The organism is Pseudomonas sp. UF-293 (assembly GCF_058245595.1).
The window spans coordinates 61,448-75,168 of sequence record NZ_JBSICA010000008.1 but is presented as its reverse complement, the minus strand read 5'-3'; the positions used below and the strand labels follow the sequence as shown (position 1 = coordinate 75,168).

General features: G+C 60.4%; 17 protein-coding genes. 11 read left to right on the top strand and 6 right to left on the bottom strand.

Annotated elements, in window-relative coordinates; translation table 11 throughout:
• Nucleotides 1-16 precede the first annotated feature (16 nt).
• From AC4IHP_RS11500 to nrdR, 3 genes are read right to left on the bottom strand one after another with little or no spacing between them, the layout of a single operon-like run.
• A complete protein-coding gene (locus tag AC4IHP_RS11500; protein ID WP_151550988.1) occupies nucleotides 17-679 on the bottom strand; it encodes a riboflavin synthase in 663 nt (220 codons plus the stop codon).
• Between the two features lie 47 nt (nucleotides 680-726).
• Nucleotides 727-1,860, bottom strand: coding sequence for a bifunctional diaminohydroxyphosphoribosylaminopyrimidine deaminase/5-amino-6-(5-phosphoribosylamino)uracil reductase RibD (gene ribD, locus AC4IHP_RS11495; protein ID WP_490831723.1), 1,134 nt, complete (start codon nucleotides 1,858-1,860; stop codon nucleotides 727-729).
• On the bottom strand, nucleotides 1,857-2,321 hold the full coding sequence (gene nrdR / locus AC4IHP_RS11490) for a transcriptional regulator NrdR (protein ID WP_007910946.1): 465 nt from the start codon (nucleotides 2,319-2,321) through the stop codon (nucleotides 1,857-1,859). The genes ribD and nrdR overlap by 4 nt, the downstream gene beginning before the upstream one ends.
• 128 nt (nucleotides 2,322-2,449) lie before the next feature.
• Here nrdR and AC4IHP_RS11485 point away from each other — a divergent pair, with 128 nt between their 5' ends.
• The 3 genes from AC4IHP_RS11485 (at nucleotide 2,450) to trxA (ending at nucleotide 4,569) form a co-directional block, all read left to right on the top strand.
• Complete coding sequence (locus AC4IHP_RS11485) at nucleotides 2,450-2,914, top strand: YbaY family lipoprotein (RefSeq protein ID WP_042610623.1); 465 nt, start codon at nucleotides 2,450-2,452, stop codon at nucleotides 2,912-2,914.
• Nucleotides 2,911-3,567, top strand: a complete 657-nt coding sequence (locus AC4IHP_RS11480; protein WP_460121754.1) for a class I SAM-dependent methyltransferase — start codon at nucleotides 2,911-2,913, stop codon at nucleotides 3,565-3,567. Before AC4IHP_RS11485 ends, AC4IHP_RS11480 begins: the two co-directional genes overlap by 4 nt.
• Before the next feature lie 129 nt (nucleotides 3,568-3,696).
• Nucleotides 3,697-4,569, top strand: coding sequence for a thioredoxin (gene trxA / locus AC4IHP_RS11475; protein ID WP_490831722.1), 873 nt, complete (start codon nucleotides 3,697-3,699; stop codon nucleotides 4,567-4,569).
• Between the two features lie 88 nt (nucleotides 4,570-4,657).
• Here the strand turns inward: trxA and AC4IHP_RS11470 are convergent, their stop codons facing one another.
• Nucleotides 4,658-5,017, bottom strand: coding sequence for a hypothetical protein (locus tag AC4IHP_RS11470; RefSeq protein ID WP_490831721.1), 360 nt, complete (start codon nucleotides 5,015-5,017; stop codon nucleotides 4,658-4,660).
• Nucleotides 5,018-5,152: 135 nt separating this feature from the next.
• Between AC4IHP_RS11470 and AC4IHP_RS11465 the strand changes: the two genes are divergently transcribed.
• The 8 genes from AC4IHP_RS11465 (at nucleotide 5,153) to AC4IHP_RS11430 (ending at nucleotide 11,531) form a co-directional block, all read left to right on the top strand.
• Entirely contained in the window at nucleotides 5,153-5,734 is a 582-nt protein-coding gene (locus AC4IHP_RS11465) for a PAAR domain-containing protein (RefSeq protein WP_225930982.1), read from the top strand.
• Nucleotides 5,731-6,678 (top strand): CHAP domain-containing protein, encoded by a 948-nt coding sequence (locus tag AC4IHP_RS11460; protein WP_490831720.1) that lies wholly within the window; start codon nucleotides 5,731-5,733, stop codon nucleotides 6,676-6,678. Before AC4IHP_RS11465 ends, AC4IHP_RS11460 begins: the two co-directional genes overlap by 4 nt.
• Entirely contained in the window at nucleotides 6,675-7,241 is a 567-nt protein-coding gene (locus AC4IHP_RS11455) for a hypothetical protein (protein ID WP_024014498.1), read from the top strand. The genes AC4IHP_RS11460 and AC4IHP_RS11455 overlap by 4 nt, the downstream gene beginning before the upstream one ends.
• Before the next feature lie 155 nt (nucleotides 7,242-7,396).
• Nucleotides 7,397-7,990 carry a DUF2796 domain-containing protein gene (locus tag AC4IHP_RS11450; RefSeq protein ID WP_490831719.1) on the top strand — a complete coding sequence of 198 codons (594 nt, stop codon included), beginning with the start codon at nucleotides 7,397-7,399 and terminating at the stop codon, nucleotides 7,988-7,990.
• A gap of 127 nt (nucleotides 7,991-8,117) precedes the next feature.
• Nucleotides 8,118-8,828, top strand: coding sequence for an ABC transporter ATP-binding protein (locus AC4IHP_RS11445; RefSeq protein ID WP_460121762.1), 711 nt, complete (start codon nucleotides 8,118-8,120; stop codon nucleotides 8,826-8,828).
• A gap of 1 nt (nucleotide 8,829) precedes the next feature.
• Nucleotides 8,830-10,095, top strand: a complete 1,266-nt coding sequence (locus AC4IHP_RS11440; protein WP_490831718.1) for an ABC transporter permease — start codon at nucleotides 8,830-8,832, stop codon at nucleotides 10,093-10,095.
• Between the two features lie 11 nt (nucleotides 10,096-10,106).
• Nucleotides 10,107-10,625, top strand: a complete 519-nt coding sequence (locus AC4IHP_RS11435; protein WP_024014502.1) for a DUF3299 domain-containing protein — start codon at nucleotides 10,107-10,109, stop codon at nucleotides 10,623-10,625.
• A 207-nt stretch (nucleotides 10,626-10,832) separates the two neighbouring features.
• Entirely contained in the window at nucleotides 10,833-11,531 is a 699-nt protein-coding gene (locus AC4IHP_RS11430) for an OmpW/AlkL family protein (RefSeq protein WP_490831717.1), read from the top strand.
• Between the two features lie 216 nt (nucleotides 11,532-11,747).
• Here AC4IHP_RS11430 and AC4IHP_RS11425 read toward each other — a convergent pair whose 3' ends face one another.
• The gene (locus AC4IHP_RS11425; protein ID WP_490831716.1) at nucleotides 11,748-12,680 is read right to left on the bottom strand and encodes an NAD-dependent epimerase/dehydratase family protein; all 933 of its coding nucleotides are present in this window, start codon (nucleotides 12,678-12,680) and stop codon (nucleotides 11,748-11,750) included.
• Nucleotides 12,673-13,557, bottom strand: a complete 885-nt coding sequence (locus AC4IHP_RS11420) for a sugar nucleotide-binding protein (RefSeq protein WP_137215697.1) — start codon at nucleotides 13,555-13,557, stop codon at nucleotides 12,673-12,675. Before AC4IHP_RS11420 ends, AC4IHP_RS11425 begins: the two co-directional genes overlap by 8 nt.
• Between the last annotated feature and the right edge of the window lie 164 nt (nucleotides 13,558-13,721).

Genomic DNA, 13,721 nt, shown 5'->3' with positions numbered 1-13,721 from the left:
ACCCCCTTCTTTTGAATTATTTGAGGTAGCCGTTTTGGGCCAGAAAGCTTTCGGTGATGGTGCTGCCGGCGGTCTTTTCTGCAGCCTTGTCACCCAGCAGCAAACGCTCCAGATAACGCGCCAGCAGGTCGACTTCCAGATTCACCCGGCGGCCCGGCTTGTAGGAAGCCATGATGGTTTCGCTGAGGGTATGCGGAATGATCGTCAGCATGAATTCGGCGCCATCGACTTCGTTCACCGTCAGGCTGGTGCCGTCGACGGTGATCGAGCCTTTGTGGGCGATGTACTTGGCCAGCTCTTTCGGCGCGCGGATGCGAAATTCCACGGCACGGGCATTGTCGCTGCGCGATACCACTTCACCGACGCCATCGACGTGGCCACTGACCAGATGCCCGCCGAGGCGAGTGGTCGGGGTCAGGGCTTTTTCCAGATTGACCGGGCTGCCGCTTTTCAGGTCATTCATGGCGGTGCAATCAAGGGTTTCGCGGCTGACGTCGGCGGCAAAGCCGTCACCCGGCAACTCGACAGCAGTCAGGCAAACGCCATTGACCGCGATGCTGTCGCCGAGTTTGACGTCGCTCAGGTCGAGCTTGCCGGTGTCGACGTGGACCCGCACATCACCGCCCTTTGGGGTCAGTGCGCGGATACTGCCGATGGATTCGATGATGCCGGTGAACATGGGGTTCTCCTTGAGAACAGGGCCAGCGCTTACGCAATGGCCGGGAATTATACGCGGGCCGAAGGGACAGGGATCGCAGTGACTCGCCAGTCATCGCCCACCGCGCGGATTTCAGTGATTTTCAGTTCCGGCGCATCTTTCATCTGCGCCAGCGGCCAGTCGAGCAGCGGACGCGCCGTGGAGCCGAGGAACTTGCCGGCAATGAAGATCACGAACTCGTCGACCAGCCCCAGTTGCGCAAAGGCTCCGGCCAGACGCGGGCCGGCCTCGACCAGCACCTCGTTGGTGCCACGGTGAGCCAGTTCGATGAGCAATTGATGCAGATCGACCTGGCCATCGTCACCCGGCACGATCAGGCATTCCGGGCCATTGGCGTATTGCTCTTCGACCGCGACGCAGGTGGCGACCAGCGCCGGCCCGGCCTTGAAAAACGGTGCATCCAGCGGCACCCGCAGGCGCCCATCGATCAACACGCGCAATGGCGGGCGACTCATGGCCAGTGCTGTTTGCTCGGTGTCCAGGCCCAATTCGTCCGCGCGCACGGTCAACCGCGCGCCGTCGGCCAGCACCGTGTCGGCGCCAGTCAGCACCACCGCCGCCTCAGCGCGCAAACGCTGTACCGCAGAACGCGCCGCCGGGCCGGTAATCCACTGGCTCTCGCCGCTTTCCATCGCTGTGCGACCGTCGAGGCTCATGGCCAATTTGACCCGCACGAACGGCAAGCCGTGTTCCATCCGTTTCAGAAAACCTTGATTGAGCTTGCGTGCCTCTGCTTCCAGCACCCCGCTTTCAGTGGCGATACCGGCGTCAGCCAGGCGCTGCAAACCGCGCCCGGCGACTTGCGGATTGGGATCACGCATCGCCGCCACGACCCGGGCAACGCCAGCGGTCACCAAGGCGTCGGCGCACGGCGGCGTGCGCCCGTGATGGCTGCAAGGCTCGAGGGTCACGTACGCCGTGGCGCCCCGGGCCTGCTCGCCGGCGGCGCGCAGGGCGTGGACTTCGGCATGGGGTTCGCCGGCGCGCTCATGCCAGCCTTCGCCGATAATCTGCCCGTCCCGCACCACCACGCAACCGACTCGCGGATTGGGATGGGTGGTGTAGTGGCCCTTGCGCGCCAGTTCCAGCGCGCGGGCCATGAAATGCGCGTCGAGGATCGCCTGCTCGGCGGCGGTGGTCATTCTTTCACCGGTTCGCGGGCGAGGCGGTCGATCTCTTCGCGGAATTCATTGAGGTCCTGAAAGCGCTTGTACACCGAGGCAAAACGGATATAGGCGACTTCATCAAGCTTTTGCAGCTCGGCCATCACCAGTTCGCCGACCACGAGGGACTTGACCTCGCGCTCGCCGGTGGCGCGCAGCTTGTGCTTGATGTGGACCAGAGAGGATTCGAGGCGCTCGACGCTGACCGGACGTTTCTCCAGCGCGCGTTGCATGCCGGCGCGGAGTTTTTCTTCGTCGAACGGTTGGCGGCTGCCGTCGGTTTTGATCAGGCGCGGCAACACCAGTTCGGCCGTCTCGAACGTCGTGAAACGTTCGCCGCAGGCCAGGCATTCACGCCGGCGGCGCACCTGTTCGCCCTCGGCGACCAGACGCGAGTCGATGACCTTGGTGTCGTTGGCACCGCAGAAGGGACAGTGCATGGTGGCTGGCAACAAAAAATGGGAGGGTCATGGTAGCGCATCCCCGTGGCAAGACAAGCCATAGGCTTTGCGGTATACAGAACGGCATGATCGTCTGATCCATGGAATTCATTCTGCCGGAGCCTCCAATGCCGTTACGTCCGCTCGTTCTGCTCAGTCTTTTCAGCCTGCTGGTGGCCTGTGGCAGCGACGCACCCAAGCCGCAACCGCCGACCCCAGGCCCCGCGCCGCAGCAGGCGCAGAAAAAAGCCAAAGAGGCCGCCGAACTCGGCCCGCTGCCGGCGCATCAGCGCGAACTGAGCGGCACCCTGCAAGGCGTGCCGGCCGGCGCCGAAGTCGAACTGGCGCTGCTGGTGATCGATGAAAAGGATCGCCCGCAACAATTGCTCGCCAGCTCCAGCCTGATCGGCAACAACCAGATCCTGCCGTTTCACCTGCGCTTCAACCCCGAGGCATTTCCGGCCGGCGCACGGGTTGAGCTGCGCGGTCGCGCCAGCCAGTCCGGGCAACTGATCCTGCACCTGCCGTCGCAGACCATCACTCAACCAACCACTCAGGCGTTGGGCCAGCTGCAATTCGTCAAAGCGCCATGACAGCACCGCTCGACCTGCAACAGGCCTTGGGGGAATTGCTCGGCGACGCCAGACTGAAAGCCTGCGCGTTGCCCGGCACTGATTTGCAGCTGTGGTTGATCGACGGCGACAACATGGCCCGCGAATTCAGCCAGGAAGAAACCCAGCGCATCCTGCATGAACCGCCCTATTGGAGTTTTTGCTGGGCCAGCGGCTTGGCCGTGGCGCGTTATCTGGCGCAGTTTCCAGAGTGGGTACGCGGCAAGCGCGTGCTGGATTTCGGCGCGGGTTCCGGGATTGCCGGGATCGCGGCGGTGAGGGCCGGGGCGCTGGAAGTGGTGGCCTGCGATCTTGATCCGTTGGCGATCGCCGCTTGCCGGGCAAATGCCGAGCTCAATGCTGTGCAGATGAGCTACTCGACGGATTTCTTTGCCGAGGCCGATCGCTTCGATCTGATTCTGGTGGCGGACGTGTTGTATGACCGGGCGAACTTGCCGCTGCTCGACGCGTTTCTCACTCGCGGACGCGAAGCGCTGGTGGCGGATTCGCGGGTGCGGGATTTTCGTCATCCGTTGTATGAGCGGATTGAAATGCTCGAGGCGATGACCTTGCCGGATCTGGCCGAGCCTGAGGAGTTCAGACATGTCAGCCTCTATCATGCGCGGCGTGATTGACGCCGCCAAAAGATCGCAGCCTTCGGCGGCTCCTACTCTGGATCGCGTTCCCCTGTAGGAGCTGCCGAAGGCTGCGATCTTTTGCGCCACCCCTTATAGTGCGTTCATTGACGCTTAGAGAGATCCCCCATGAGTCAGCAAACGCCGTATATCTTCGACGCCACGACTGCCGATTTCGACCAGTCGGTGATCGAAGCCTCCTTCAACAAACCGGTGCTGGTGGATTTCTGGGCCGAATGGTGTGCGCCGTGCAAGGCGTTGATGCCGATGCTGCAGGGCATTGCCGAGAGCTATCAGGGCGAGTTGCTGCTGGCCAAGGTCAACTGCGACATCGAGCAGGACATCGTCGCCCGCTTCGGCATTCGCAGCCTGCCGACCGTGGTGCTGTTTAAGGATGGTCAGCCGGTCGACGGCTTTGCCGGGGCACAACCGGAATCCGCCGTGCGCGCGCTGCTGGAACCGCATGTGCAGATGCCGCCACCGGCCGCTGCCGACCCGTTCGAACAGGCCCAGGCGATGTTCGACGAAGGACACTTCGCCGAGGCGGAAGCGGTGCTGGTGACCCTGCTCAATGAAGACAATACCAACACCAAGGCGCTGATCCTTTACGCACGCTGCCTGACCGAGCGCGGTGAGCTGGGCGAAGCGCAAACTGTGCTCGACGCGGTCAAGAGCGATGAGCACAAGGCCGCACTCGCCGGCGCCAAGGCGCAGATCCAGTTCCTCGGCCTCGCCCGGGATCTGCCGGACGCCGCCGACCTGAAGAGCCGCCTGGCGCAAAATCCGCAGGATGATGAAGCGGTGTACCAACTGGCGATCCAGCAACTGGCGCGCCAGCAATACGAAGCGGCGCTGGACGCCTTGCTCAAACTGTTCATCCGCAACCGCAGCTACGGCGAAGGCTTGCCGCACAAGACCCTGCTGCAGGTGTTCGAACTGCTGGGTAATGATCATCCGTTGGTGACGGTGTATCGCCGCAAGATGTTTGCTGCGCTTTATTAAGATCAAAAGATCGCAGCCTTCGGCAGCTCCTACAGGGGTGTACTCCATTCCAATGTAGGAGCTGCCGCAGGCTGCGATCTTTAGCGGTTCACCCGATCCAGCTATAGAGCGGCGTATCCCCGCCGCTCGCCACTTTCACATCGGAACTATGGCGCAGACGCACCAGCAAACGCTTGCCCGCCGCCGCACTGCCGGTGAGCGCCTCCAGCTGATCGAGCAGATCCGGCCCGCTAAGTTGCCCGGCGTTGCGCAATAAGTCTTTGGCCACCTGCCACAGCGCATCGTCCTGATTCACCGGCTTCGCCGCCGGGGCCGACGCCACTGCCTCAGACTGCGCGACCGGCGCCTGCCCGCTCAGCGCCGAACCCAGCCTCGCCCAATCGCTGTCATCCAGCTCCACCGTCAAATCCACCGGCAACTCGCCGACCGTTCCGCGTATCCGCAACATCAAGTTCGCTCCTGCATTTTTCTGACCTGCATGCTCCCACGGGACTTGTGCAACGCCAAGTAAAGGGCGCCAAACACATCTGGTAATTCCCGGTTAATCGGCTAAATTAATCTCTTTTTGCGGGAAGGATTCCCAATGTCTTCAGGACGAAAACTGGCCTCTAAAGGAGGCCCGACCTCTACAGGTGGCGTGATACTTGAAGGAAATGAGAACCTCAATATCGAAGGAAGAATAATCGCTTCCATTGGACAACTCGCCAGTTGTCCGGTCTGTGGGCCTGGCAAAGGCCCCATCGTAGCAGTGGGTGAAAGAACGCTGATTTTACCTGCCGGACCAGCTGCGCTAGAGGGTGACTACGTCGCCTGCGGTTGTCCGCCCATGACCAATAAGCTGCTCACTCAGCAACACAGTGGTTTCGCAGGAATTGGCCGGCCCGCTCCAATTGACATGGGGCCACCGATTGCTGCCCTGACCTCTTATCGCTACTTGCAGGTCATCATCGAACGCCTTGATGACACGGAAAAGCCAGGTTTGGCTTACAAACTCAAGGACAAGGCGAAGGTTGCCGTTTTACAAGACAGCACTTGCAACCTCACAGGCGAAGGCTGCGAACACCCGGTAAAAAACGCTTCGGATTACGACACCCTGTTGGTAGGGGAAGATTCCGAATGGACTTTCTATGCCTATGAAGAGCCCCTGACACAGGATTTGTCATGAAATCGGAAATCAAACTCATCTTTAAAGACTTTCTGATGCAGCCACCGCCAGGCGTAAAATTTCAGCTGCTTATCGACGGTCAGGTCGTAGATGACAACATCGTTCAAAACGATGACAGGCCTCGCATTTATTCATTGATATCCAAAAACGGCCAGATCGCTATAACGCTCGCGGGCAAGGAACTACCGTCGATCAAAACCCGAGACACCCACGAAGTGACGGTTCAGATTGTGGGGAACTCCGGTACAAAAAAAGGTATGCACACTGCTACGTTGAATCCAGGGAAGTCTCTTTCGATCGTAGCGATATCACCGTGGGTAAAAGTCCCGCTAACGACCAGCGGCGCTGTCTCGAACGACGCGTTCTACGAAGTCGAATATGGTGTGAAACGTACAAATGAAACCCGAACGGTGAAAGTCGTCATTCAGGACATGCCGCGCAAGATACTGATGGAGGCGCTGTCACACCGGGGATCAACACAGTGGGCAGGGAATAAAAGCAAAAAGTCGCTGCCACACCCTACTCTCAGGCAGAGCGTGGAATTTCCACCAAACACAAATAAATGCAATCTGTTCGTCTACGACGTGCTGACCGCAATTGGGGTCAACGTGGCGTTGATTGAACATGGCAAATCGAAATACCTGCCATATTTCTCCAAGGTTAGTCCTCCGCTCGCGGGTGAATGGGCGAATGGACAACGATTGCTCAACAGCTGGAAAGTCGAGCGCACGCCGTTGCCCGGGGACGTCGGCGCTTACGCAATGAATTATTCCGACGCCAGCGGCCATGTCGGCTTCGTTCTAACGAAGGGCGTATGCATTTCTGCAGGGTGGGAAAAAGTTGAAGTTAACGACGCAGGTTTTCGCCATGCGACCGGTAATGCAAATCCCAGCGACCATGACTTCACTATTTTCCGACGCTACAAACACAGCACGCCACAATGAAACGCCCTTATTCGCTCCTCCTCATAATTCCGTTTTTGCTCATCGTGGCATGGCGCATCTGGTTGCCTGCCGATCTTTCGGCTTGTCCCGCTGACGGGGAAACTGCAGGTCCACTGACCCTTGTTATTCGTGATTACTTTGAGCGCAATAGCCGGACCGACTGGCGAGACATGGATGATCGTTTCGACATACTTTCAACCCCCGAAGGCCAGAGCATAGCGAGTCAACCGAATTCACACACTTGCGAAGCATTGCGGGTACTGCAGAGTCCGGCGTTCAGTCAGAGTGAAAAAATCTTCACCATGGCACTTATGTTCAGACTGCCAATCGACCAGTACATGGCCCTGATGGATCGCAGTCATCAACTCTACACGCAGGGCAAAATGGATAAGGAGGTGCTGACTCTGGTGGTATTTCCGCGCGGAACAGCCATCAACTACTGGTGGCTTCCGGCTTGGCGACAGCGTTTCAGTCGCGATGCCCCGAGCGTGCTCGACGCAAATCTGATCAACGATGTTCTTTCGGGACACTATTGGTTCGACTATCCCGGCGCAGGCTTCTGATTCTGCAAGCATGACATCCAATCCCAGCACCGCCCGCGAACTCATCCCGGGCGGTGCTTAGCCATGTCTTGCGCAATCTCAAGCGCACGGGCACACTCTGCGCACTTTCGTTATAAGATTACATAACAAACCTTTCATTTTTCTCGGAGTTCGTCATGCGTCGTCTGTTGCTCGCTTTGCCGTTTGCCCTGTTGCCGCTGGCCGCTGCCCATGCGGTTGATGAGCACGATCATGATCATGAGCACGGCAGCCTCGGCGCTCACGAACATGGTGTGGGTCGGCTGAACGCCGCGCTCGATGGTCAGACCCTTGAGCTGGAGCTGGAAAGCCCGGCGATGAATCTGGTCGGTTTTGAACACGCCGCCACGTCGGATGCCGACAAGGCCAAAGTCGCTGCCGCTCGTGCGCAGCTGGAAAAACCATTGGCCCTGTTCAGCCTGCCCGCAGCGGCCGGCTGCAAGGTGGTCAGCCAGGAACTGGAAAGCCCGCTGTTCGGCGACAAACCGGACGCCGACGATCACGACGAAGCTGAAGCGGACAAGGACGGTCACGAGCATCACCACGACCACAGCGAAATCCATGCGCATTACCAGTTCAACTGCGCCACACCGGGGGCGCTGAACACGCTGAACCTGGCCAACATCTTCAAGACCTTCCCGGCGACGCAGAAGATTCAGGTACAACTGATCAGCGCCAGCGGCCAGCAAGGTACCGAAGTGACGGCGAAATCGGCTGCGCTGAAATTCTGAAGCGAATGAAGATCCCCTGTAGGAGCTGCCGAAGGCTGCGATCTTTTGATTGTGCAGATCAAGATCAAAAGATCGCAGCCTTCGGCAGCTCCTACAGGGGTCCGTGTCCAACCATGAAATCGGTGCCATGACCCAAGCACTCATCGAACTTTCCGACCTTGGCTTCAACTGGCCCGGTCACCCGACGCTGCTGGACATCCCGGCGTTTCGTCTGGAACCCGGCGAAACCCTGTTTCTCAAAGGCCCCAGCGGCAGCGGCAAGACCACCCTGCTCGGCCTGCTCGGCGGAGTGCAGAAACCTGCTCGCGGCAGCATTCGCCTGCTCGGTCAGGAGCTGACCGAACTGTCTGCCGGCAAGCGCGATACGTTTCGTGTCGATCACACCGGCTACATATTCCAGCAATTCAACCTGCTGCCGTTTCTCTCGGTGCGCGAGAACGTTGAGTTGCCGTGTCACTTCTCGAAACTGCGTGCGCAACGGGCGAAACAGCGCCACGGCAGCGTCGATCAAGCCGCCGCCACCCTGCTCGCGCACTTGGGTTTGAAGGATGAAAGCCTGCTCGGTCGCCGCGCCGACTCCTTGTCCATCGGCCAGCAACAACGGGTCGCTGCCGCCCGTGCGTTGATCGGCCAACCGGAACTGGTGATCGCCGACGAACCGACCTCGGCGCTGGATTACGACGCACGCGAGAACTTTATTCGCCTGCTGTTTGCCGAGTGCCGCGAGGCTGGATCGAGTCTGTTGTTCGTCAGCCACGATCAGAGCCTGGCACCGCTGTTCGACCGTCATCTGTCCCTGGCCGAACTCAATCGCGCCGCTACGTCCGCCGAGGTCTGAGATGTATCTGTTTCGTCTGGCCATGGCCAGCCTGGCCAACCGCCGTTTCACTGCATTGCTCACTGCTTTCGCCATTGCTCTTTCGGTGTGCCTGCTGCTCGCCGTCGAGCGCGTGCGCACCGAAGCCAGGGCCAGTTTCGCCAGCACCATCAGCGGCACTGACCTGATCGTCGGCGCTCGTTCGGGGTCGGTGAACCTGCTGCTGTATTCGGTTTTCCGCATCGGCAACGCTACCAACAACATTCGCTGGGACAGCTTTGAACACTTCGCCAACAACCCGAAAGTGAAGTGGGCGATCCCGATGTCCCTCGGCGATTCCCATCGCGGTTACCGCGTGATGGGCACCACCGAAGCCTATTTCGAGCACTATCAATATGGGCGCCAGCAACACCTGGCGCTGGCCGACGGTCGCGCGTTCGCGACCGATCCTTTCGAAGTGGTGCTCGGCGCCGAAGTCGCCGAAGCGCTGCACTACAAGCTCGGCGACAAACTGGTGCTGGCCCACGGTGTGGCGGCGATCAGCCTGGTCAAGCACGACGACAAACCGTTCACCGTGGTCGGCATCCTCCAGCGCACCGGCACCCCGGTGGACCGCACGCTGCACATCAGCCTCGGCGGCATGGAGGCGATTCACATTGATTGGCACAACGGTGTGCCAGCACGCGGCAACGGGCGGATCAGCGCCGATCAGGCGCGCAACATGGACCTCACGCCGCAAGCGATCACTGCGTTCATGCTCGGCCTCAACAGCAAGATTTCCACCTTCGCCTTGCAGCGCGAGATCAACGAATACCGTGGCGAACCGATGCTGGCGATTCTGCCGGGCGTGGCCTTGCAGGAATTGTGGAGCCTGATGAGCACCGCCGAAAAAGCGCTGTTCGTGGTCTCGCTGTTCGTCGTGCTGACCGGGTTGATCGGCATGCTCACAGCGATTCTCACCAGCCTCAACGAGCGTCGCCGCGAGATGGCGATTCTGCGTTCGGTAGGCGCACGACCGTGGCACATCGCAAGCCTGCTGGTGCTGGAAGCCTTCGCCCTGGCGCTGACCGGGGTGATTGCCGGGCTGGCGTTGCTGTACGTCGGCATCGCCGCTGCGCAAGGGTACGTGCAGGCCAATTACGGTTTGTACCTGCCACTGGCATGGCCGAGCGAGTATGAATGGACGCTGCTCGGTGGCATTCTGGCGGCCGCGCTGCTGATGGGCAGCGTGCCGGCCTGGCGCGCGTATCGCCAATCATTGGCCGATGGCCTGTCGATCCGTTTATGAGGATGCTCACCATGCCCCGCGCCCTGCTTGCGCTGCTGATGCTGGTCGCCCTGCCCGTGTGGGCGGCGGCGCCAAAAGACCTGACCTGGTCGGAAATGATCCCGCCGGACGCCGCGCCGGAAGTGCCAAACATGACGCCGCTGCACGATCTGTCGAAGATGGGCGACGCACTTTCCGCCGAGTCCGCACCAGCGGCCAAGCAGGACATGCCGAATGCGCCGGTAGTGAAGAGCCTCGATGGGCAGAACATTCGCCTGCCGGGTTACATCGTGCCGCTGGAAGTCAGTGAAGAGGGGCGCACCACGGACTTTTTGCTGGTGCCGTATTTCGGCGCCTGCATCCACGTACCGCCACCGCCGTCGAACCAGATCGTCCATGTCAAAAGCGAACTGGGCGTGAAGCTCGATGAGCTGTATCAGCCGTATTGGGTTGAAGGACCGTTGCAGGTGAAAGCCTCCAGCAGTGAGCTGGCCGATGCCGGGTATCAGATGGAGGCGGAGAAGATTTATGCGTATGAACTGCCGGAGTGAGTCCTGGTAGTTTTGTATTGGCTGATCTATCGTCTTCGCGAGCAGGCTCGCTCCCACAGGTGATCACATTCCAAGGTGGGAGCGAGCCTGCTCGCGGATAGGCCGGCACAGACCTCTCATCACTGTTTCATTGAGCTGAGTCAAAACACCGTATCAGACGGCTTCGTACCCTAGGACATCGAATTTTTATGTCCTTTCGGAGCCCCCATGAACAAGTCCTTGCTCAGCGCCTCGCTGTTTGCCCTCGCGCTTGCAGCCCCGCTCACCCACGCCCACGAAGCCGGTGACATTCTCGTGCGCGCTGGCGCGATCACCGTCAACCCGAAGGCCGACAGCTCCAGCGTCAAGGTCGATCAGGGTCCGCTGAGCGGCACCAATCTGGGCGGCAAGACGACCATGAGCAGCGACACCCAACTGGGTCTGAACTTCGCCTACATGCTCACCAACAACATCGGTATCGAACTGCTGGCAGCCACGCCGTTCGAGCATGACGTCAAGCTCAAGGGCACCGCCCTGCCCGCCGCCAATGGCAAGCTCGGCACCCTGAAACACCTGCCGCCGACCCTCAGCGTCGTCTACTACCCGCTGGATTCGAAATCGGCTTTCCAGCCCTATGTCGGCGGCGGCATCAACTACACCTGGATCTACGACGAACACGTTGGCAGCGAAGCCAGCGCCAACGGCTTCAGCAACTTCAAGGCGAAAAACTCCTGGGGCCTGGCCTGGCAGGTCGGCGCCGACTACATGATCACCGACAACATCATGCTCAACGCCCAGGTGCGCTACATCGATATCGACACCCGCGCGACCGTCGAGAACAACGCCGTCGCCCCCGGCACTCGTGCGCGGGTGAATGTGGACGTCGACCCGTTCATCTACATGGTTGGTTTGGGCTATAAGTTCTAAGCTGATTTTTTCCGAACGTTCACGTGGTGGTGAATGAGGCGTGGTGGCGGGCAGGCACAGACCTGACGACGACCGTACGCAGTTGATCCGGGGGATAACATTCCCTCGCCACAGGGATAGCGATATTCCGGCCGTGAAAAAGGCGCCTGATGAAGGGCGCCTTTTTCATGTCCGCTGTCCGACCGTTCGGAAGAAGGTTTCGGAGGAAAGCTTGTTTCATCCTCGCCCGAGCAAGCGCGCCAAGCCCACACTCATCGGCGTCTGCGGCGGCATTTCGAAGCGCTGCAGCAAGCGTCGGTTATCCGCTCGCGAATGGCGGATATCACCCGAACGCGCAGGCCCGTAACTCACGGGCGGCAGTTCACCGACCACTGACTTCAATGCTTCGAGCATCTGCTTCAGGCTCATCGCCTGATTCCAGCCAACGTTGACCGCGCCTTCCTGCACTTCGGGTTTTTCAAGCGCCTGCACCAACAAATCGACCAGTTCACCGACATAGAGAAAATCGCGGGTCTGCTCGCCATCGCCAAACACGGTGATCGGCAAACCTTTTGACGCGCGTTCGCTGAAGATACTGATCACCCCGGAATACGGCGAGGACGGATCCTGGCGGGGGCCGAAGATGTTGAAGAAGCGAAAAATCGCCGGTTCCAGGCCATGCTGGCGACGGTAGAAATCGAAGTACTGCTCACCGGCGAGTTTGTCCGAGGCATAGGGTGTCAGCGGGGCTTTCGGCGTGTCTTCGTCGATCGACTCGCCCTCGCCATTGTTGCCGTACACCGCCGCGCTGGAGGCGTACACCACACGCTTGACCCCGGTCAGGCGCATGGCTTCGCAGACGTTCAGGGTGCCGATGAAATTGCTCTGGTGGGTTTTCACCGGATCATCCACCGAGGCTTGCACCGAGGCCACGGCCGCCAGATGCGCGACAGCGTTGCAACCTTGCATGGCGCGGGCGACCAAAGCGGCATCGGCGACATCGCCGACCACCAGTTCAACCTTGGGATTGTCCAGCGGCAGGTTGCTGCGCTTGCCGGTCGACAGGTCGTCGAGCACGCGCACTGCGTAGCCCTTGGCGAGCAACGCGTCGGTCAGGTGCGAGCCGATGAATCCCGCGCCGCCAGTGATTAGAACCGTTTCTTCAGCCATGTCGATAGAACCTGTCCAGTAAGCCTGGGAGTGCGGCACGCCAGGCGCGCGGCTTGATCCCGAAAGTGTGGAGAATTTTCTTGCAGGCCAGCACCGCGTGTTGCGGTTCTTCGGCAGCGTCCGGGCGCGCGGCGTGGGCCTGCGCGGTCGGTGCTTCGATCGCCAGCGGATGCAGGCTGCGTGCTTCGGTGAGAATCGCCTGGCCCAGCGCCAGCGGTGTGGTCGCTTCGTGGCCGGCGTAATGGTAAGTGCCCCACAGCGGCGCGGCGCAGTCGAGTTGCTTGAGCACGGAGATGATCACTCGCGCGGCGTCATCGACCGGAGTCGGATTGCCGCGACGATCATCGGCCAGCAACAACTCTTCGGGTTTTTCCGCACGGGCGAGGAAGCGCCCGAGGGTGCCGTCCGGGCTGTCGTCGAGCAGCCAGCCAAAGCGCAGCAATACATGTTGCGGGCAGGTCGCGCGCACACTTTGCTCGATACGCCACAAGGCCTGACCGCGCAGGCCCAGCGGCACCGGTTCGTCTTTTTCGCTGTAGGCCGTGGCCCGCGAGCCGTCGAACACGCGATAGCTCGACGGCTGCACGAGGACAATGTTGTGGTGCTGGCACAGTTCGGCCAGACGCTCGATGGCGCGCTCCTGGCCGCTCATGCGACTTTCGCTGACGCTCTCGGCCTGGAACCAGTCGAAATAGTAGGCGAGGTTGATCAACGCATCGGGACGGGTGTCGTCGAGCAATTGGGTGAGGCTCGCGGCATCCCAGCCGTTTTCGGGCGGGCGGGGGGCGAGAAAACCGATGTCTTCTTCCGCACCGAGGCGAATCAGCGCCTGCCCAAGGGCATTTCCGCCGCCCAGTAACATAAGGCGCATTCGCATAGAGTCAGCAGGCCCAGTCTGATTGGAACGATGGCTTTGGCGACGGATCTCGTGGAACCGTCGTCGATAATTGCCGGAATCGTTGCATTTTGCGGGTTTAGTGCGCAACCGTCATCCGTAAAGTGTAGATCCGCGAATTTGCGGCGTCTTGACCGGCCCCTTCG

What these genes read in the sequence shown, in the direction of transcription:
- AC4IHP_RS11500 (WP_151550988.1), bottom strand. Translation starts at nt 679, where the DNA reads ATGTTCACCGGCATCATCGAATCCATCGGCAGTATCCGCGCACTGACC.
- ribD (WP_490831723.1), bottom strand. Translation starts at nt 1,860, where the DNA reads ATGACCACCGCCGCCGAGCAGGCGATCCTCGACGCGCATTTCATGGCC.
- nrdR (WP_007910946.1), bottom strand. Translation starts at nt 2,321, where the DNA reads ATGCACTGTCCCTTCTGCGGTGCCAACGACACCAAGGTCATCGACTCG.
- AC4IHP_RS11485 (WP_042610623.1), top strand. Translation starts at nt 2,450, where the DNA reads ATGCCGTTACGTCCGCTCGTTCTGCTCAGTCTTTTCAGCCTGCTGGTG.
- AC4IHP_RS11480 (WP_460121754.1), top strand. Translation starts at nt 2,911, where the DNA reads ATGACAGCACCGCTCGACCTGCAACAGGCCTTGGGGGAATTGCTCGGC.
- trxA (WP_490831722.1), top strand. Translation starts at nt 3,697, where the DNA reads ATGAGTCAGCAAACGCCGTATATCTTCGACGCCACGACTGCCGATTTC.
- AC4IHP_RS11470 (WP_490831721.1), bottom strand. Translation starts at nt 5,017, where the DNA reads ATGTTGCGGATACGCGGAACGGTCGGCGAGTTGCCGGTGGATTTGACG.
- AC4IHP_RS11465 (WP_225930982.1), top strand. Translation starts at nt 5,153, where the DNA reads ATGTCTTCAGGACGAAAACTGGCCTCTAAAGGAGGCCCGACCTCTACA.
- AC4IHP_RS11460 (WP_490831720.1), top strand. Translation starts at nt 5,731, where the DNA reads ATGAAATCGGAAATCAAACTCATCTTTAAAGACTTTCTGATGCAGCCA.
- AC4IHP_RS11455 (WP_024014498.1), top strand. Translation starts at nt 6,675, where the DNA reads ATGAAACGCCCTTATTCGCTCCTCCTCATAATTCCGTTTTTGCTCATC.
- AC4IHP_RS11450 (WP_490831719.1), top strand. Translation starts at nt 7,397, where the DNA reads ATGCGTCGTCTGTTGCTCGCTTTGCCGTTTGCCCTGTTGCCGCTGGCC.
- AC4IHP_RS11445 (WP_460121762.1), top strand. Translation starts at nt 8,118, where the DNA reads ATGACCCAAGCACTCATCGAACTTTCCGACCTTGGCTTCAACTGGCCC.
- AC4IHP_RS11440 (WP_490831718.1), top strand. Translation starts at nt 8,830, where the DNA reads ATGTATCTGTTTCGTCTGGCCATGGCCAGCCTGGCCAACCGCCGTTTC.
- AC4IHP_RS11435 (WP_024014502.1), top strand. Translation starts at nt 10,107, where the DNA reads ATGCCCCGCGCCCTGCTTGCGCTGCTGATGCTGGTCGCCCTGCCCGTG.
- AC4IHP_RS11430 (WP_490831717.1), top strand. Translation starts at nt 10,833, where the DNA reads ATGAACAAGTCCTTGCTCAGCGCCTCGCTGTTTGCCCTCGCGCTTGCA.
- AC4IHP_RS11425 (WP_490831716.1), bottom strand. Translation starts at nt 12,680, where the DNA reads ATGGCTGAAGAAACGGTTCTAATCACTGGCGGCGCGGGATTCATCGGC.
- AC4IHP_RS11420 (WP_137215697.1), bottom strand. Translation starts at nt 13,557, where the DNA reads ATGCGAATGCGCCTTATGTTACTGGGCGGCGGAAATGCCCTTGGGCAG.